Origin of the sequence: Erwinia sp. JUb26, from assembly GCF_003751505.1 — a bacterium.
In the GTDB taxonomy this organism is placed as follows: domain Bacteria; phylum Pseudomonadota; class Gammaproteobacteria; order Enterobacterales; family Enterobacteriaceae; genus Erwinia.
On record NZ_RJVB01000005.1, the window covers coordinates 335,895 to 356,130 of the forward strand.

The window sequence follows — 20,236 nt, forward strand, 5'->3', positions numbered from 1 at the left end:
TATGCTGCAGTTCATACTCCGACGGCTGGGACTTGTTATCCCAACGTTTATTGGTATCACCCTGTTAACTTTCGCGTTTGTCCACATGATCCCCGGCGACCCGGTGCTGATCATGGCGGGTGAACGCGGCATCTCCGCTGAACGTCACGCTCAGCTGCTGGCCCAGCTTGGTCTGGATAAGCCACTCTGGCAGCAATACTTCACCTATGTCTGGAACGTGCTGCACGGCGATTTAGGTATATCGCTGAAAAGCCGCGTGCCGGTATGGGACGAATTTGTTCCACGCTTCAAGGCAACGATGGAACTGGGCATCTGCGCCATGCTGTTTGCGGTGATCGTCGGTATCCCCGTTGGCGTGCTGGCCGCGGTCAAACGCGGGTCGATTTTCGATCACACCGCCGTCGGCATCTCCCTGACCGGTTACTCGATGCCGATTTTTTGGTGGGGCATGATGCTGATCATGCTGGTGTCCGTGCAGCTCAACCTGACCCCGGTGTCCGGGCGCATCAGCGATACGGTCTTCCTCGACGACACGCTGCCGCTGACCGGCTTTATGCTGATCGACACGCTGATCTGGGGCGAACCGGGCGACTTCATCGATGCCGTGATGCATATGGTTCTGCCTGCCGTGGTGCTGGGCACCATTCCGCTGGCGGTGATCGTGCGTATGACCCGCTCGGCGATGCTGGAAGTACTGGGCGAGGATTATATTCGTACCGCACGCGCCAAAGGGCTGACCCCGATGCGGGTGATTGTCGTCCACGCCCTGCGCAATGCGATGCTGCCGGTGGTCACGGTGATCGGCCTGCAGGTCGGCACGCTGCTGGCCGGGGCGATCCTGACCGAAACCATCTTCTCCTGGCCTGGCCTGGGTCGCTGGTTGATCGATGCACTGCAGCGCCGTGATTACCCGGTCGTTCAGGGCGGCGTGCTGATGGTTGCCACGCTGATTATCCTCGTTAACCTGCTGGTCGACGTGCTTTATGGCGTGGTCAACCCACGCATACGCCACAAGAAATAAGGGGCCACTATGTCTGTTATAGATCCGGGCAGCGTCCCTGCTGCACCCAAGCCGATGACCCCATTACAGGAATTCTGGCACTACTTTAAGCGTAACAAAGGCGCGGTGATCGGCCTGGTTTACGTCGTTGTCATGATTGTCATCGCTATTTTTGCCAACGTTCTGGCACCGCATGCACCGGCAGAGCAGTTCCGCGACGCGCTGTTGCGCCCACCGGTCTGGCATGAGAACGGTAGCTGGCAGTACCTTCTCGGTACGGATGATATCGGCCGCGATGTCCTTTCCCGCCTGATGTATGGCGCGCGCCTGTCGCTGCTGGTCGGCTGTCTGGTGGTGGTTCTGTCGCTGATTATGGGCGTGGTCTTCGGCCTGATCGCCGGCTACGTTGGCGGCGCGGTTGATGCCGCGATTATGCGTCTGGTCGACATTATGCTGGCGTTGCCGAGCCTGCTGCTGGCGCTGGTGCTGGTGGCGATCTTTGGCCCGTCGATTGTGAACGCCTCGCTGGCGCTGACCTTTGTTGCTCTGCCGCACTACATCCGTTTGACCCGCGCGGCGGTGCTGGTGGAAGTGACCCGCGACTACGTCACCGCTTCGCGCGTGGCGGGGGCAGGGGCGATGCGTCAGATGTTTATCAATATCTTACCAAACTGCCTGGCACCGCTGATCGTGCAGGCTTCTCTTGGCTTTTCCAACGCGATCCTCGATATGGCCGCGCTGGGTTTCCTGGGTATGGGCGCGCAGCCGCCTACGCCGGAGTGGGGCACCATGCTCTCCGACGTACTGCAGTATGCGCAAAGTGCCTGGTGGGTGGTCACCTTCCCCGGTGTTGCCATTCTGCTGACGGTACTGGCATTCAACCTGATGGGCGACGGTTTACGCGACGCTCTTGACCCGAAACTCAAACAGTAGGCAGCGAGATGGCACTATTAACTGTAGATAAACTCTCGGTGCATTTCGGTGACGAAAAAGCACCGTTCCGCGCCGTAGACCGCATCAGCTACCAGGTTGAACAGGGCCAGGTGGTCGGCATCGTCGGCGAGTCCGGCTCCGGTAAATCCGTCAGCTCGCTGGCAATCATGGGGTTGATCGATTATCCCGGCAAGGTGATGGCGGATCAGCTGGTCTTCGATCAGCGCAACCTGCAGCAGATCTCCGAGAAAGAGCGCCGCCAACTGGTGGGCTCAGAGGTCGCGATGATCTTCCAGGACCCGATGACCAGCCTGAACCCCTGCTACACCGTGGGCTACCAGATTATGGAAGCCATTAAGGTGCATCAGGGCGGCAATCGCCGTACCCGACGTCAGCGCGCGATCGACCTGCTAAACCAGGTGGGCATCCCCGATCCGGCCTCAAGGCTGGATGTCTATCCGCATCAGCTGTCGGGCGGTATGAGCCAGCGCGTGATGATCGCGATGGCGATTGCCTGTCGTCCCAAGCTGCTGATAGCCGATGAACCGACCACCGCGCTGGACGTGACCATTCAGGCGCAGATTATTGAGCTGCTGCTGGATCTGCAGCGCCAGGAAAATATGGCGCTGATCCTGATAACCCACGATCTGGCGCTGGTCGCGGAAGCCGCGCAGCACATTATTGTGATGTATGCCGGGCAGGTGGTCGAAACCGGTAAAGCGGTGGATATCTTTAAAGCGCCGCGCCATCCCTACACCCAGGCTCTGCTGCGCGCGCTGCCGGAATTTTCCACCGACAAGGCGCGTCTGGCTTCGCTGCCGGGCGTGGTACCGGGTAAATATGACCGCCCCAACGGCTGTCTGCTAAATCCGCGCTGCCCGTACGCCACCAACCGCTGCCGATCGGAAGAACCGCCGCTGCGCGATCTTGCAGGGCGTCAGTCCAAATGCCATTTCCCACTGGATGATGCCGGGAGACCCACTTATGAAGCCTGAAGGAACGAATCCGACCCTGCTGATGCAGGCGATCGATCTGAAGAAACACTATCCGGTTAAAAAAGGCCTGTTCGGCCAGGAACGACTGGTGAAAGCGCTGGACGGCGTATCGTTTAACCTCGAACGCGGCAAAACGCTGGCGGTGGTGGGGGAGTCCGGCTGCGGAAAATCCACCCTCGGCCGCCTGCTGACGATGATCGAAACGCCCACCGAAGGCCAGCTGTTTTATCAGGGGCAGGACCTGCTGAAACACGATCCGCAGGCGCAGCAGATGCGGCGTCAGAAGATTCAGATTGTCTTCCAGAACCCGTATGGCTCGCTGAACCCGCGTAAAAAAGTCAGTCAGATCCTCGAAGAGCCGCTGGTCATCAATACCAACCTGACCAAAGCCGAACGTCGGGAAAAAACTCTGGCGATGATGGCGAAGGTGGGATTGAAAACGGAGCACTACGATCGCTATCCGCATATGTTCTCCGGCGGCCAGCGCCAACGCATTGCTATTGCGCGTGGCCTGATGCTCGACCCGGACGTACTGATTGCCGATGAGCCGGTTTCCGCGCTGGACGTGTCGGTGCGGGCACAGGTACTGAACCTGATGATGGATCTGCAGCAGGAGCTGGGACTTTCCTACATCTTTATCTCGCACGATCTGTCGGTGGTGGAGCACATTGCCGATGAAGTGATGGTGATGTATTTGGGGCGCTGCGTAGAGAAGGGGACGAAAGAAGAGATTTTCGCTAATCCTCGTCACCCTTATACCCAGGCGCTGCTTTCCGCCACGCCGCGTCTTAACCCGGACGATCGACGCGAACGTATCAAACTCACCGGCGAGCTACCCAGCCCGCTGAATCCGCCGCCGGGATGCGCGTTTAACGCCCGCTGCCGTCGTCGGCTCGGCACCTGTACACAGCTACAGCCGCAGCTAAAATCCTGGGGCGGGCAGCAGGTCGCCTGCTTTGCTGTAGAACAGGATGAGAGCGAACCGGCAGCCTGAAGACGGTCGTGATGCAAAAGCGGAGATTAGCTCCGCTTTATTTTTTACCGGACCGAAACCGTACCCGTCTTAAACACTTAAGAGAAGTAACAGGGTTGTTTTTACGAAAAAATGGATTTTTCCCAGCAACGAGAACGAGTTAACCGATAACCTTAATCATTTGAAGGAAAATTAAGGAAAGGAAGTTAATAACTATTTTTAAGCTATTCCAGGTTTGTGAATTGAAAGCCTTTAATCCGGTAAAATTATCCAATTTATTAACATAGTCACTATTACGATAAATAACGTCTGCAATAAATAATTTTGCTAGTAACCCATTAATTTACTGATTGAAAATCAGCAAACTGCGCACTGAGATTAATCTGACGATTTTAAAAAGAGTGTGCTATATTGCCGTAAAATCCTCCTCCTGCGCGATCGCTTCTATGAAAAGTTATGATGACTTGCAGCGTTTTAAAGAAAAAACGCAAACAAACCACATCGAATTCAAAGATATGTCCGAGCAGTCACTCCATTCTGACAGCTCAAACTGGGCCATTATCAAGCAGTTGCTCAGTGATGGCACCGACCCGGTGCTGGATAAGAGTCAGAGGATTGATGTCGTTGCACCTCAGCCTATCGATCCGTCGGTGCTGCTAGCTCCGCAGGTAGCCGCGGCGCCCGCTCAGCCTTTGCCGTCATTTTCCGCGCAGGACCACACGCCTTCAGTGGGTGCGTCGCTATTTGACAGCATTTCATCATCGCTGAAGCCGGACACGCAGCCACAGGCCTCCGCAGCGGTGACACCACAGCCGGAAGCTGCACCGGTGAAACCGACGGTCCAGCTGACCAAAGTCGCCGATCTGCGTCCGGAGTCCGTCGCGCAGGCGTCGGGTTCGCTGTTCGATCAGCTGGCGAAGTCGCAGCCAAATGCGCCTCAGGTGCAGCAGGAGACGCCGGTTCAGCAGCCCGCTGCGCCGCAGCTTAACGCGCTGTTACAGCAACCGGAACCTGCACTGCCGAACGCGCAGCCTTTATTGCAGTCCGGTTTCCCGCTGCCGCCTCAGCCAGTGCAACCGCAGCTGAATACGCTGCTGCAGTCACCGCCGGTCACACCGCCGCCTCAGCAGGTTGTCGCGCCGCAGTATCAGCCGCAGCAGAACGTGCAGCAGCCCTACTCCGCTTCCCAGCAGGTTTCGCAGCAGCCGTTGTACCCGCCACAGCAGGTGGCTCCGCTGTATCAATCGCAGCCTCAGCCGGGTTATCCACAGCAGCAGGCCGCACCGCTTTATCAGTCACAGCCACCGGTAGCCGCACCGCTTTTCGCGAGCAGACCGGCGGCACAGCCTCAGGCGCAGTCTGCGGCAACATCTTCAAATATCAGCTATAAACAGTTATTCAGCCCGGCCCATGGCTCGGCTGAGCAGATCGTTTCTAAAGAGATGCCATTACAATCCCTGCTGGAGAAAATTGCCTCATGCCGTTAGTTTGCGTCTGTTCCCCTAAAGGCGGTGTGGGTAAAACCACCATGGCAGCCAACCTTGCACACGCGCTTGCCCGCAGCGGCAGCAAAGTGCTGGCGATCGATTTTGATGTACAGAATGCGCTGCGCCTGCACTTTGGCGTACCGCTGTCGGACGGGCGCGGCTTTGTTGCCAAATCCGCCGAATCTTCCGACTGGAGCCAGTCCATTCTCACCACCGGCGGTAATATTTTCGTTCTGCCCTACGGTGACGTCACGGAACAGCAGCGGATGCAGTTCGAAGATAATCTGACCCACGATCCGAACTTCATTATCCGCGGTCTGAACACCGTGCTGAACTATCCCGGCCTGGTGATTGTTGCTGATTTCCCTCCGGGTCCTGGCCCGGCGCTGAAGGCGATGGCAGCACTGGCCGATATGCACCTGGTGGTTATGCTTGCCGACACGGCTTCGCTGTCGCTGCTGCCACAGGTGGAAAATGAAAAACTGATCGGCAGCGCGCTGAACCATCGCAACGGCCACTATTTTGTGCTGAACCAGAGCGACAGCCGCCGCAATATCAGCCGCGACGTCACGCTGTTTATGCAGCAGCGCCTCGGTGACCGGTTAATTGGCGTGGTGAATCGTGACGAAAGCGTGGCCGAAGCTAATGCCTCCCAGCAGTCTATTTTTGATTTCAGTCCTGTCTCCGCTGCCGCGTTCGATATCGAACTGATCGCAAAACGCCTTTCCGCGCTGCTTGATATCAAGGTCGGCGACGGCGAGATGCATGCGCCGCTTCAGTCGCGCTAGCGGGTTACAGGAACCTGGCACGGATGCCTGAAGACGCGTGGTGAAGTGAGCCACGAAGAATTATACCCACACGTGTTCAGGATGACTTATGAATAAAGTCCTGTTTTACCTGCTCTTACTCATTTTACTGCCCGTTGCGGCGGTAATCATCATCACTCCGATGGACAGCCAGAAACAATATACCTTTGGTCTGATTTCCATTGGTATTGTGTTCCTGCTGGGCTTTATTAAAAGCAAGCCGGTCTCGCTGATCATGGTATTTCTTTCCGCGATCATGTCGACCCGCTATATATACTGGCGCGCCACTGAAACCCTGCACTTCAATTCCGAAGTGGAGGCGATCCTGGGTATCGGCCTGTTTATCGCCGAACTTTACGTCTGGCTGATTTTAATTCTCGGCTATCTGCAGACGTCCTGGCCGCTAAAACGTACGATTGAACCTCTGCCCGATGATATTTCACTCTGGCCGACGGTGGACGTTTACGTTCCCAGCTATAACGAAAGCCTGGATGTGGTCCGCGACACCGTGCTGGCCGCGCAGTGCATCGACTACCCGCGCGAAAAATTAAAAATCTACCTGCTGGATGACGGCAAACGCAGCGAGTTTGCCCGCTTTGCCGCCGATGTCGGCGTGGGCTATATCACCCGCGACGATAACCGCCACGCCAAGGCCGGTAACCTGAACCACGCGATGAAAATCACCAAGGGCGAACTGATTACCGTCTTTGACTGTGACCACGTGGCCACACGCACCTTCCTGCAGGCTACCGTCGGCGCCTTCCTGAAAGATGAGAAACTGGCGCTGCTGCAAACGCCACACTATTTCTACTCGCCGGACCCGTTTGAACGCAACCTGAAAGCCGCGCGTGAAATCCCTAACGAAGGCGCACTGTTCTACGGCCCGGTACAGCAGGGTAACGATAACTGGAACGCGACGTTCTTCTGCGGCTCCTGCGCCGTTATTCGCCGTTCCGCGCTGGAAGAGATCAATGGTTTTGCGGTAGAAACCGTTACCGAAGATGCACACACCGCCTTAAAAATGCAGCGTCTGGGCTGGGGTTCCGCGTTTCTGGCGATCCCGCTGGCTGCCGGTCTGGCTACCGAGCGTCTGGGCCTGCACATCGTTCAGCGTACCCGCTGGGCGCGCGGCATGACGCAGATTTTCCGCGTCGACAACCCGCTGCTGGGCCGTGGTCTGAAATGGCAGCAGCGCCTGTGCTACCTCAACGCCATGCTGCACTTCCAGTTCGGTCTGCCGCGCGTGGTGTTCCTGACGGCACCGCTGGCTTACCTGCTGTTTAACCTGAATATTATTCATTCATCGGCCAGCCTGATTTTCGCCTACGTGCTGCCGCACCTGGTGCTGTCGCTGTACGTCAACTCCCGCATGAATGGCCGTTTCCGCGCCACCTTCTGGGGTGAAATTTACGAAACGGTGATGGCCTTCCACCTGGTTATTCCTACGCTGCTGACGATGATTTCGCCGAAGCACGGTAAGTTTAACGTGACGGATAAAGGCGGCCTGCTGGACGTGGGCTTCTTCGACTTCAACATCGTTCGTCCGCACGTGATCTGCGCCCTGCTGCTGGCAGCCGGGGTGATCAGCGGTATCGTGCGCGCCACCGCTCACGACTACTTCGGCGTGGACCCGTACGTTATTGCGCTGAACGTCGGCTGGGCCACCTTCAGCCTGATTATTCTGATGGCGGCGATTGCCGTGGCGCGTGAAACCAAACAGGTCCGTAAAACCATTCGTATCGATGTGAATATCCCGGCGATTGTCCACTATGCCAGCGGGATCTCCTCACGCTGCCATACCATCAACCTGTCGATGGGTGGCGCGCAGTTGACCGCACCGGACCAGCGCTATGAAAACGATGAAATTGAAGCGATTGAGCTGATGCTGCACTCCGGTGCGATCTCAATTCCGGTACAGCTGATCAGCGCCGACTCCGGCGTGCTGCGCTTCCAGTTCAAGGATATCCCCCTGTCGCGCCGCCGCGAGCTGGTGCGCGTGGTGCTGTCCCGTGCCGATGCCTGGCTGAAGCCGGAAGGGCCGAAAGATAACCCACTGCGCTCGCTGGTGAATATCATTCGTACGGTATTTGAACTGTTCTGGCTGACCTGGAAAGATCGTCGCGCGAATAAAAAGCGCCGTATGCGTGCTGAGAAGGATGGAGTGGCATGAAGCAATTACTACTTCGCGCACTGTGCCTGAGTACGGCGCTGACGCTAAGCAATCTGAACGCCGCCGATACGGCAAACAACAATTCGCAGGTTGGCAGCTTATTAAATAACTTTATGCCGGCGAATCAGGGTAACGAGGCAGAAGAGAACGATCAGCCGGCGGCGGCATCAGAAAATGATGCCCCTGGTTCGGGCACAGATAACGGCCTGCCTGCGGGTAACGAACCGGCGCTGCCGCCGGGGTCGGTGGCCGAGCTGCCTGGCCTGCCTCCGCTGCCTGCACCGCCCGCTGACACCGCGCCTGCGATGGTGTCCCTGAATCAGCCGCTCTCCAGTACGGTGACCGTGGCGCAGATGGGGCAACCGCAGGGCGTGCTGCTGACCGGTGGTCAGCTGCAGTCAGGCATCACCTTTACGCTGCCGAGCGATGAAGTGATCACCAATGCGCGTATGAATCTGTCGTTGAAGGTCTCTTCCGCGCTGGCCGCGCGCAATACCTCGCTGCAGTTGATGATGAACGGTCAGCCTCTGGGTACGCTGCCGCTGAGCGCGTCGGATAAAGAAAGTGAAGATTATCAGCTGGATATTCCGGCGGCGATGGTGGTTTCCAGCAACAACCTGAGCTTCAAAATCAACGATGCCGACCAGCTCCTGTGCGAGCGCGACAGCGAAGATCAGTATCAGGTGACCATCCTGCCAACGACCACGCTGTCGCTGGAAGGCCAGCAGCTGAATATCGGTACCAGCCTGAGCAATTTCCCACGGCCGTTCCTCGACCCGCTGCGGATGAATTCTTCCAGCGTCACCATGGCGTTTGGTGAGAATATTCAGCCGGGCGAGGTCAGCGCGGCCGCAATCCTGGCCTCGTGGCTGGGGATTCAGGCAGACTACCGCGGGATTACCTTCCCGGTGCTGCGCGGCCAGCTGCCGGAGAAAAACGGCGTGGTGTTCGGCCATCCGGGTGAAGTGATCTCCAGCCTGACGCTGCCGGAAACCAGCGTACCGCTGTTGAAAATCGTCGATAACCCGGATAACCCGGTCTACAAGCTGCTGCTGGTGGTCGGTAAAGACGATCTGCAGCTGCGCCAGGCGGCAACCCGCCTGTTACAGCCAATGAAGGTCGACAACGCCCAGCTCGAAGTCGGGCAGCAGACGCTGCCGCTGCGTAAACCTTATGACGCACCGCGCTGGATCAACACCGAACGCCCGGTTCGCCTCAGCGAGTTGCTGCGCCAGGATCAGAACCTGACCGCTAACGGCATCTGGCATGACGCCCTGCGGGTTAACTTCCGTGCGGCACCGGATCTGTTCCTGTGGGACGGCGATACGCTGCCGCTGCAGCTGAACTATCGTTTCCCGTCTGAAAACTGGATTGATGAAGATAACTCCGTCCTCAACGTCACCCTGAACGGCACCTTCCTGCGTAACCTGACGGTGAATAAGCTCGGACTGCTGGAAAATGTCTGGCACCGCCTGGGCGGCGACGCGCGTCAGGAGAAATACACCCTGAAGCTGGATCCGTATCTGATTTATGGTGATAACCAGCTGCAGCTCTATTTCAACATCAAACCGAAGGCCAGCGCGCCCTGCAGCGTCCTGACCAACAATAATATCAAGAGCCGGATCGAAGAAGACTCCTCTATCGACCTGAGCCACACGCGTCACTTCTCGATGCTGCCGAATCTGTCCTACTTCGTCGGCGCCTCGTTCCCGTTCTCGCGTCTGGCTGACTATTCTCAGACCGTGCTGATGCTGCCTGAGAAGCCGGCCAATGCTGAAATTAGCACGCTGCTGAACATGGCAGGACGTTCCGGTAATGCGACCGGCGTCGCGCTGGCCTACAACAACGTGGTGTTCGGCGTACCGGGTGGCGGCGCCATGCGCGAACGTCTGGAAAACAGCGACGTGCTGGCGGTCTCCACGCTCGGTCAGACTGCGTTCAACGAGTCGATTCTGGCCGCTTCACCGTATGAAGTTCACGGTCATACGCTGGGCGTGAAAGTGCAGGGGACGGTGGAAAAACTGCGCAGCTGGCTGACCGGTGACTGGTCACGGCAGTCGCTGGATGCCGACCGTTATCTGTCTTCTAACGAAGACTGGCGCGGCTTCGTCAGCTATCGCTCGCCGTGGAACGGCAGCCGTCTGGTGGTGATGACCATCGCCACCGACGACGATCAGCTGGCCCGACTGAGCAACGATTTAACCCTGCAGCGCATCAACGCCGGTATTCGTGGCGATACGGCTATCATTACCGATGAAACCGGCGTTCGCAGCTTCCGCGTCGGCGCTCAGTTCCCGAGCGGGCAAATGCCGTGGTACATGATGGTGGTGTGGTATGCCAACCAGCACTCCGTTCTGATGGCCCTGGTAGCGCTGCTGTGTTCGACATTAGTGGGATTAAGTACCTATGTGCTGCTGAAGCGCCACTCATGGCGTCGTCTGCATCCGCCGAAACCGTCCCGTTCCTCTGGCGAGAAAAAAGAATGATGAAAACACAACTCACACAGTTAAGCGCCAGAATTCGCCATAGCTGGATGATCGGCGGCAGCCTTGTGCTGTCGGCGATGTCCTTCCCGCTGATGGCGGCTGATAACAACCCGGCCGTTCAGGCGCTTTTTGACCAGGCAAACTACTGGCATCAGAAATCGCATGACAATCTGGCGCGTGAAGCGTTACAGAAAGTGCTGATGGTGGACGGCAATAACACCCAGGCCATGTATCTGATGGCGCTGTGGTCGCAGCAGAACGGCGACACCGCAGGCATGACCAAATGGCGCACCCGGCTGAGCGAAGTGTCGCCACAGGATCCGCGTCTGGTCGAGCTGGACAACGCTCGCCAGATGCAGTCAATTCCGGCAGCACAGCTGTCGCTGGCCCGCCAGCAGGCGCGCACCGGCAACACCGCCGCCGCGCTGCAAACCTGGCGCAACACCTTCAGCGGCAACCAACCGCCTGCCAGCGTGGCGGCGGAATACTATCTGACGATGGCCGGTGACCGTAACATGCTGCCGCAGGCGATCGATAACCTGCGCCAGTTCAGCGCCCAAAATCCACAGGACAACGCCGCGAAGCTGGCGCTGGCCAAGGCACTGACCTACCAGGAATCTACCCGTCGTGAAGGCCTGCAGTCGCTGGAAGGGATGGCTCCGGCCAACCCGGACGCCGACCGCTCGCTGCGCCAGGCGCTGCTGTGGCTGGGCCCAAAACCGACCGACGATGCGCTGTATCAGAACTACCAGCAGCGCCATCCGCAGGATACGGCGGTGATGGCCTATTACCGTAAAAACGTCGGTGGCGAAACCAAGGGTCAGGGCTTTAACGCGCTGAACAGCGGTGACGTTTCCAGCGCGCAAAACGCCTTCGACCAGGTGCTGCAGGTTAACCCGGAAGACGCGGATGCGCTGGCCGGCCTGGGCTACGTTGCCCAGCGCAACGGCAATTATACGCAGGCCGCCGACTACCTTGAACGTGCGGCCAAACTGGGCGGCAACAACAGCCAGCAGCGCCAGCAGCAGGCGGAAGATGCCCGTTTCTACGGCCAGCTCGCCACCGCGCAGCAGGCGCTGAAATCCGGTAATACCGCCCAGGCGCTCGCGCTCAGTGAGCCACTGACTCAGGCCGCCGGTGAAAAAGGCGTCTCCGCCAAACTGTTCCGTGGCGACGTGCTGCGCCGCAGCAATCAGCTCGATCAGGCAGAGCAGACCTTCCGCAGCGTGCTGGCAACCGATGCAGACAACCGCCCTGCCAAAGAAGGGTTGTTCTACGTGCTGCGTCAGCAGAATCGGACGGCGGAAGCCAATACGCTATTGGCTTCGCTGCCTGCCAGCGTGCGCGCCGCGGTCACTCCGCGTCCGGTCGCCACCAGCGATCCGGTACGTAACGAAGCGAAACAGGCGCTGGCGGCGGGTAACCCGCAGCGCGCGGTGTCGATCCTGCAGCAGGGGATGCAGCGCTTCCCGTCGGATCCGTGGCTGCGCCTCGATCTGGCACGAATTTATCAGCAGCAGGGCAATGCGGCTCAGGCCGCTGGCGTGATGCAACCCGCCTATCGCAACGGCGCCTCCAGCAATGAAGTTTACGCCGCCGCGCTGTTCGCCAGCGAAACGGGATCCTGGGCGCAGGCCAACAGCCTGCTGTCGCGTATTCCGGCCCGCAGCCAGAACGCCGATATGCGCACGCTGGCACAGCGCGCCAGCTTTAATCAGCAGATGGATGTAGCGAAGCAGTACCTGGCACAGGGCAACAGTGCGGCTGCGGCCAACACGCTGAAAGTGCTGGCGGCGAATCCACCGTCCAGTCCGTCCGACGCCGGTAATCTGGCGAAAGCGCTGGCCCAGGCAGGCGATATGAGCACCGCCGTATCGGTCGTGCGCGGCAACATGCGCCGTGGCGTGCAGGGTAACGCCGGTGACTATGCTGCCCAGGCATCCGTGCTTGAGCAGGCGGGGCTTGGCGCCGAAGCACAAAGCTTCCTCAGCAGCCCGGAAATCCAGTCGCGCAGTACGCCAACTCAGCTGGCCGGGATCCGTAACGGTGGCGTAATCAATGAAGTTGACCGCCTGCGCGAGCAGAAACAGTACGCGGCCGCCTACGACAAATTGATTACCGCCCTGCAGAAAGATCCGCAGAACACCGACCTGATGTTCGCGATGGCGCGGCTCTATCAGTCCGGCAAAATGAACAAAGAAGCGGGCGTGGTCTACGACTACCTGATGACGCGCGATACGCCGAATCAGGACGCGCGTGAAGGTGCCATCAACGTGGCGCTGGCCTTGAACGACGTGCCACGTGCGCGCTCGCTGAGTACCGGCCTGCGCGGACAGCAGTCGCCGGAGCGCCTGCTGCTGCTGGCACGCGTGGCGAATGCCGACGGCGACCACAACGAAGCGCTGAGCTACCTGCGCACGGCGCGCGGCAAGGTGATCGGTCTTTCGGGTGCAGACACCGGCAGCAGCGCGGGGATCGGCGGGCTGGCAATGTCAGATAACCCGTTTATCAACCGCACCACACTCTCGCCGCGTCCTTCACCGTCAACCTACGGCAAAACCATGCCGTGGCAGCTGTCGCCGACCTATCGTGATTACCGCGATATTCCGGGCGCCACTTTCACCATGGGCAATGCCCCGCTGGTGCGTGAGAACCAGACGCTGGCCCAGATTGATACCATGATGGCCGATCTGGAAAAAGACACGGGAACCTGGATGCAGGCTGGGGTACAGATCCGCAGCCGCGACGGTGAAAATGGCCTCAGTAAACTGACCGAAGCCAAAGCGCCGCTGACCTGGACCAGTTCACCGCTGGGCGACGCGCACTTTGACTTTACCGTTACGCCGATTAATCTCAGCGCAGGCAGCGCCACCGGCGATGCCTATCGCCGCCTGGGTTCGGGCGCAACCGAACAGGCTATCGGAAACCTGGTCAGTACCATCGAAAGCGAGCAGACCTACCTCAGCGGCTTGAACGCGACCGATCTGGCGACCTTCAACACCACCAATCCGGGGGTAGCGACCGCGCTGACCGCGCTGGACGGTATTAGCTTTGAAGATTTAAACCCGCTGACCGCCACCGGGTTGAAAAACCTCACCAGCCTGAACAACAACACGGCGCTGAAAAACTATCTGGTCGCCTCCACGCGTAAGCCAAGCGTCGACAGTGCCAGTGCCGGCACCAGCGACTCACAGAGTGCCAGCGGCGTTGAGCTGAACCTGGCGCTGACCGGGACCAGCTACAAGATCGACCTCGGTAGCACGCCGTTGGGTCAGGACTTGAGCACCATGGTCGGTGGCGTGAAGTGGGCACCGAAGCTGACCGATTACCTGACGCTGATCCTCACCGGCGAACGTCGTGCGGTGACCGACAGCCTGCTCTCCTACGTCGGCGTGCAGGATAAGCTCTCCGGCAGCAACTGGGGCCGGGTGACCAAGAACGGCGGTAACGCCCTGCTGAGCTATGATGACGGCGATGCCGGATTCTACGTCGGCGCGGGCGCGTACAGCTATCTGGGTGAGAACGTGGCAAGCAACCAGAGCCTGGTCGCTAACGCGGGTGCCTACGTGCGTCCGTACCACTACGACGACCGCGAACTGAAAACCGGTATCAGCCTGAGCTGGATGGACTTCAAAAAGAACCTCAGCTACTACAGCTACGGTCAGGGCGGCTACTTCAGCCCGCAAAACTTCGTCAGCGTGGCATTCCCGATCGACTATTCGCAGAGCTATGACGACCTGAGCGTACGCATCGGCGGATCGGCAGGTTATCAGGCCTACACGCAGGATCGCAGCGCCTATTATCCGAACAATCCTGAGTGGCAATCCGCGCTGGAATCGGCAGTTACTGCTGGTTTTGCGAAAGAAGCCTACTATTCCGGCGGCAGCAAGAGCGGAATTGGCTATAATCTGCATGCGGGTGCGGATTACAAGATTAATAAAAACATCACCGTTGGTGGTCAGCTGGGTTATGACACCTTCGGTGAATATAACGAAAGCACGGCGCAACTTTATTTCCGTTACATGCTGGGAGGTAGTCAATAAGCATGAGCCAGTTACAGGATCGTACCCTGCAATATTATCGTCAGCAGCAGTGTCAGCCAGGCTGGTTTGACCTGCTCAGCGTGATGATCGGCGGCATGATGGGCAATGCTGGCGAGCGTGAAAGCCAGGCTTTCCTGCAGCAGATGGGTGACAGCCTTGCGGGTCGTTACCCACTGGCTAAAGCGGCGACCGTTGGTGATTTGGAAACGCAGATTAACCAGGTACTGGCACGGTTTAACTGGGGCTTTATCGACATTCAGCCTTCCGACAGCGCAATGGTCATCGAGCATCTGGCGCTGCCTGTGGCCGATGCCGCACTGCCGCTGCATCAGTGGCATCTGGCCCTGAGCGCCGTTCTGACCGGATTGTACGCCCGCTGGCTGCGCGAGCAGGGTGGATACGACCGCGTTTCGCTGAGTGCGGAAGCGACCGGCGATGCGTCACTCCGCTTCCGCTATAAGGCCTGAGTGAAACGATGATTGCGATGTTGAGGGCGACTGTATTAATGCTGACACTGGCGCTGGGATGTACCCAGGCCATGGCTGCTGACGGCTGGGGCAGTTTTAAAACGCGCTTTATGACCAGCGATGGTCGCATTCAGGACACCGGTAATAAAAACGTCAGCCATACGGAAGGGCAGGGCTATGCCATGCTGATGGCTGTGCAATACAACGACCGCACCAGTTTCGACAAGCTGTGGAACTGGACGCAAAACACGCTGAAAAACCCGAGTAACGGCCTGTTCTACTGGCGTTATATCCCGACTCAGGCCGATCCGGTGGCGGACAAAAACAACGCCTCCGATGGCGATGTGCTAATCGCCTGGGCGCTACAGCAGGCCGGGGAAAAATGGCACGTGCAGTCGTATCTGAAGGCGTCAGATGCTATCCAGCGGGCCATTCTGGCAGAAAACGTGGTGCCGTTTGGCGGCTATACGGTAATGCTGCCGGGTGCTCAGGGATTTAATAAGAACAGCTACGTTATCCTGAATCCTTCCTATTTTGTCTTCCCCGCCTGGCGTGACTTTGCCCGGCGCAGCCATCTGCAGGTGTGGAATCAGCTGATTAGTGACGGAATGGAGCTGCTGGCGCAGATGCACTTTGGCGACACGAACCTGCCGCTGGACTGGGTAGCGCTCAACGCCGACGGCACCTTTGCTCCGGCCGCCGCCTGGCCGCCGCGCTTCAGCTACGATGCGATCCGCATCCCGCTGTATCTGCACTGGTACGACGCGCAGAACCCTCAGCTGGTCCCGTTCCAGCGTTTCTGGGGCGGCTATTCGCGCCTGCAGACGCCGGCATGGATAGATGTATTAAGCGGCGAAAAGGCCCCGTACAATATGGCCGGTGGCCTGCTGTCGGTGCGCGATCTGACGCTGAATGAAACCGGCTATCTTAACGATGCGCTGAGCAGTAACGAAGATTACTACTCATCCAGCCTGCATCTGCTGACCTGGCTGGCGTTTCTGCAACAGTCCCCGTAGCGGGCTCTACGGAGCCCGTCCCCCGTCTTGCCGACGGCAAGGAAAACGATCGGAAAACGCTTAAACCAAGAGTCGCAGAGCGTCATAGCTTAACAAGCGGTTGCCATAGGATATACTCAGGGCAGTTTTTGCCTTATGCGCCATGAATCCGGGGATTCAGGCTTTGGAGAACAGGCTTGCGCGTCAGTCGTTCACTCACGATTAAGCAAATGGCGACGGTGTCGGGCGTTGCGGTCGTCACCATCTGCATCTTTATCGTTATTCAGCTTTTCCACTTTGTGCAGCAGCGCAGAATCGACTACGCCCAGCAAATGGAGAATGTTGCCCATACGGTGCGCCAGCCGCTGTCTCAGGCGGTGCTGAAGGCGGACATTCCGCAGGCTGAATTCATCCTGAACTCTCTGCGCCCGGCCGGGATCCTGGCGCGGGCCGAAGTGGTGCTGCCTAACGGCCTGCAGGCGCTGCATACCGATTTCGAGCCGGAAAAGCCGGTGCCGAAGTTTATTGCCACCCTGTTTGAACTGCCGGTACAGATCACCGTACCGCTCTATTCCATAGAACCCGCCAACCCTAAGCCGCTGGCGCTGCTGATCCTGCAGGCCGATTCCTGGCGGGTATACCAGTTTATCCTCAGCGCCGTTTCCACCATGGTGACCACCTTCCTGCTGCTGGCGCTGATCCTTTCTATCGCCATCAGCTGGTGCATCAACCGGCTGATCGTCCGCCCGGTGCGTAAAATCGCCCAGGATTTGCAGGACCTCGCGCCGCAGGAACTGCTGAACCATCAGCTGGCGCTGCCGCGCTACCACCGCAATGATGAAATTGGCCTGCTGATCCGCAATTACAACCGCAATCAGCTGACGCTGGGCGCGATGAACGAGGATATCAGCCGCCTCAGCACACATTACTTGCTGACCGATCTGCCGAATAAAACCCTGTTCCTGGCGCTGCTGGAACAGCATTTGCGCACGGTGAAAGGCGGCGGCGTCTTCACGGTGCTGGTGCTGCGTATTGAGACGCTGCTGGATGCCAACGGCATCGTCAGCGACAGCGAGCGTGATGCGTTAACGCTGACGCTGGTGGAGAAAATCCGCGGCTGCATCGATGAACAAACGGTGCTGGCGCAGCTGTCCAACTGCGACTTCGCGCTGCTGGTCAGGCAGGCCGATAACCCGTTCCGCGCGCTGCGGCTGGCAAATACCCTGCTGCAGACGCTCAATCAGCCGGTCAGCCTGCAGCATATGCAGCTACGGCCAACGGTCAGCATCGGTATGGCACAGCGTGCGGAAGGCCAGCAGAACGCCGCTGAGCTGCTGGCGCGTGCCGTCTCCGCGATGATGTCCGCCCGCCATGAGGGCAAAAATCAAATTCTGTTCTTCGACTCGGAGCTGGCCGAAAAAGCCGAGAAGCGCCTGACCCAGGAGTTCGACATTCTGCAGGGCATCGAAGAGGGGAAATTTGCCCTCTGGCTGCAGCCGCAGGTGGATATGCGCAGTGGAGAGGTCATCGGTGCGGAAGCCCTGCTGCGCATGCAGCAGCCGGACGGCAGCTGGTGCCTGCCGAGCGACCTGATTGTGAATGCCGAAGAGATCGGCGTGATTAACGCCCTGGGGCGCTGGGTCTTCGAAGAGTCCTGCCGCCTGCTGGCAGACTGGCAGCAGCGCGGGATTGCGCTGACGCTGAGCGTCAATCTGTCACCGATTCAGCTGCGCGATGCCGATATGGTCACCCATCTGCGTGAACATATCGATCGGCATAACATTACGCCCGGCAGCCTGGTGCTGGAAATTACCGAGACGGCCCAGGTGGGTGAGTCCGATCGTGCGCTGCACCTGCTTCAGGCGCTGCACGAGGCGGGAATTTCCGTGGCGCTGGACGACTTCGGCATGGGCTATGCCAACCTGAACTGGCTTAACCAGTTTAAGTCCCTGCCGATCAGCAAGATTAAAATAGACCGCAGCTTTGTTTCTGCGCTGCCGGATGATGACACCATGGTGCTCATTGTGGCCTCGATAGCCGCGATAAGTAAACTGGACGTGGTGGCGGAAGGGATAGAAACCGAGGCGCAGCGCGACTGGCTTCTGGCGCGGGATATCTATATTGGCCAGGGCTATCTCTATTCAGAACCCTTACCGCGGGACCGGTTTGATCGCTATTATTTTTCCCTCGGAAATGCGCTAAATGAGCGTGAAGAATGTTAATTTACCTGTGGTTATAGGAATTTTCTGCTGAAGTGATTCAGTTCATAAATTTGCGTTATGGCTGACCCCGTATTCCCTCTGGTTATATCAATCCCGTTACCCGGATGTTATTTTCGCGCTATCGATTCCCCGCCGTGAACGGATATTTTATGAAACTTTCCCTGTTTAAGAGCCTGTATTTTCAGGTGCTGACCGCCATCGCTATTGGCGTACTGCTGGGCCACTTCTACCCGGAACTGGGCGCGCAGATGAAACCGCTGGGCGACGGCTTCGTTAAGCTGATCAAAATGATTATTGCCCCGGTAATCTTCTGTACCGTGGTCACCGGTATTGCCGGTATGGAGAGCATGAAGGCCGTCGGACGCACCGGCGCGGTGGCGCTTCTCTATTTTGAAGTGGTCAGCACGATTGCGCTAATTATCGGTCTGATTGTGGTCAACGTGCTGCAGCCCGGGGCGGGAATGAACGTCGACCCCGCGACGCTGGATGCCAAAGCCGTGGCGATTTATGCCCAGCAGGCCGAACAACAGGGCATTGTTGCCTTCCTGCTCGATGTCATCCCCGGCAGCGTGATCGGGGCCTTTGCCAGCGGTAATATTCTGCAGGTGCTGCTGTTCGCCGTACTGTTTGGTTTTGCCCTGCATCGCCTCGGCGATAAAGGCACGCTGATCTTCAACTTTATTGACAGCTTCTCACGGGTGATTTTCGGCATCATCAATATGATTATGCGCCTGGCACCGATTGGCGCATTCGGCGCCATGGCCTTTACGATCGGTAAATATGGCGTCGGTTCACTGGTGCAGCTCGGCCAGCTGATCGTGTGTTTCTATATCACCTGCGTGCTGTTCGTGGTGGTCGTGCTGGGATTAATTGCCCGCGTGGTCGGCTTCAATATCTTTAAGTTTATTGCCTACATCAAAGAAGAACTGCTGATCGTGCTGGGCACCTCCTCATCTGAATCCGCGCTGCCGCGCATGCTGGATAAAATGGAGAAGCTCGGCTGTAAAAAATCCGTGGTCGGGCTGGTGATCCCCACCGGCTACTCGTTCAATCTGGACGGAACGTCGATTTATCTGACCATGGCCGCGGTATTTATTGCCCAGGCGACGAACAGCCACATGGATATTTTCCACCAGATCACCCTGCTGGTGGTACTGCTGCTTTCCTCCAAAGGCGCGGCGGGTGTGACCGGCAGTGGCTTTATTGTGCTGGCGGCAACGCTCTCCGCCGTGGGACACCTGCCGGTTGCCGGCCTGGCGCTGATCCTCGGTATTGACCGCTTTATGTCAGAAGCCCGCGCGTTAACCAACCTGGTGGGCAACGGCGTGGCCACCGTGGTCGTCGCGAAGTGGGTCGGCCAGCTGGATGAAAACCAGCTAAAATCGACGCTGAATGCCGGAAAAAACCAAAAAAAGCTCTCTGATAGCGCGCATTAAGCACTTAATTCATTAAAATTGCACAGAAATGCCCGCCGCGACTTGCCCTCGCGGCGGGCATTTGCATAATAACATCCAACACTTTTTAATGATTTTTTACTCCGCTGTGTGACATCCTCGCCGATGCGTGGTCTAACAAGCTGTTCCTTTAAAATACAGCGGCTTCCCAGGGTTTTTGACCGGCTGAAATGTCGCGGGCAGCAGGTAACAGATCACCAGTGAT

13 protein-coding genes are annotated in these 20,236 nt (G+C 58.1%); all 13 read left to right on the top strand.

Annotated features, from left to right (window positions below; all coding sequences use genetic code 11):
• Position 1: 1 nt before the first annotated feature.
• On the top strand, positions 2–1,021 hold the full coding sequence (dppB, locus tag EC836_RS15150; protein WP_123334539.1) for a dipeptide ABC transporter permease DppB: 1,020 nt from the start codon (positions 2–4) through the stop codon (positions 1,019–1,021).
• Positions 1,022–1,030: 9 nt separating this feature from the next.
• Positions 1,031–1,933 carry a dipeptide ABC transporter permease DppC gene (gene dppC / locus EC836_RS15155; RefSeq protein ID WP_123334541.1) on the top strand — a complete coding sequence of 301 codons (903 nt, stop codon included), beginning with the start codon at positions 1,031–1,033 and terminating at the stop codon, positions 1,931–1,933.
• A gap of 8 nt (positions 1,934–1,941) precedes the next feature.
• Complete coding sequence (gene dppD / locus EC836_RS15160; RefSeq protein WP_105593688.1) at positions 1,942–2,928, top strand: dipeptide ABC transporter ATP-binding protein; 987 nt, start codon at positions 1,942–1,944, stop codon at positions 2,926–2,928.
• Complete coding sequence (dppF, locus tag EC836_RS15165) at positions 2,918–3,922, top strand: dipeptide ABC transporter ATP-binding subunit DppF (protein ID WP_123334543.1); 1,005 nt, start codon at positions 2,918–2,920, stop codon at positions 3,920–3,922. The genes dppD and dppF overlap by 11 nt, the downstream gene beginning before the upstream one ends.
• Before the next feature lie 425 nt (positions 3,923–4,347).
• Positions 4,348–5,388, top strand: a complete 1,041-nt coding sequence (bcsO, locus tag EC836_RS24860; protein ID WP_199735181.1) for a cellulose biosynthesis protein BcsO — start codon at positions 4,348–4,350, stop codon at positions 5,386–5,388.
• Positions 5,379–6,176 carry a cellulose biosynthesis protein BcsQ gene (gene bcsQ, locus EC836_RS15175; protein WP_123334545.1) on the top strand — a complete coding sequence of 266 codons (798 nt, stop codon included), beginning with the start codon at positions 5,379–5,381 and terminating at the stop codon, positions 6,174–6,176. Before bcsO ends, bcsQ begins: the two co-directional genes overlap by 10 nt.
• Positions 6,177–6,264: 88 nt before the next feature.
• Entirely contained in the window at positions 6,265–8,364 is a 2,100-nt protein-coding gene (gene bcsA, locus EC836_RS15180; protein ID WP_123334547.1) for a UDP-forming cellulose synthase catalytic subunit, read from the top strand.
• Positions 8,361–10,850: a cellulose biosynthesis cyclic di-GMP-binding regulatory protein BcsB gene (gene bcsB, locus EC836_RS15185; RefSeq protein ID WP_123334549.1), complete on the top strand. Its 2,490-nt coding sequence runs from the start codon at positions 8,361–8,363 to the stop codon at positions 10,848–10,850. Before bcsA ends, bcsB begins: the two co-directional genes overlap by 4 nt.
• A complete protein-coding gene (locus EC836_RS15190; RefSeq protein WP_123334712.1) occupies positions 10,850–14,893 on the top strand; it encodes a cellulose biosynthesis protein BcsC in 4,044 nt (1,347 codons plus the stop codon). The genes bcsB and EC836_RS15190 overlap by 1 nt, the downstream gene beginning before the upstream one ends.
• 2 nt (positions 14,894–14,895) lie before the next feature.
• On the top strand, positions 14,896–15,360 hold the full coding sequence (gene bcsD, locus EC836_RS15195; protein WP_123334551.1) for a cellulose biosynthesis protein BcsD: 465 nt from the start codon (positions 14,896–14,898) through the stop codon (positions 15,358–15,360).
• 8 nt (positions 15,361–15,368) lie between these two features.
• Entirely contained in the window at positions 15,369–16,376 is a 1,008-nt protein-coding gene (locus EC836_RS15200; RefSeq protein ID WP_123334553.1) for a glycosyl hydrolase family 8, read from the top strand.
• A gap of 176 nt (positions 16,377–16,552) precedes the next feature.
• Entirely contained in the window at positions 16,553–18,577 is a 2,025-nt protein-coding gene (gene hmsP / locus EC836_RS15205; RefSeq protein WP_123334555.1) for a biofilm formation regulator HmsP, read from the top strand.
• Between the two features lie 149 nt (positions 18,578–18,726).
• Positions 18,727–20,013, top strand: coding sequence for a dicarboxylate/amino acid:cation symporter (locus EC836_RS15210; protein WP_123334557.1), 1,287 nt, complete (start codon positions 18,727–18,729; stop codon positions 20,011–20,013).
• Positions 20,014–20,236: the final 223 nt, after the last annotated feature.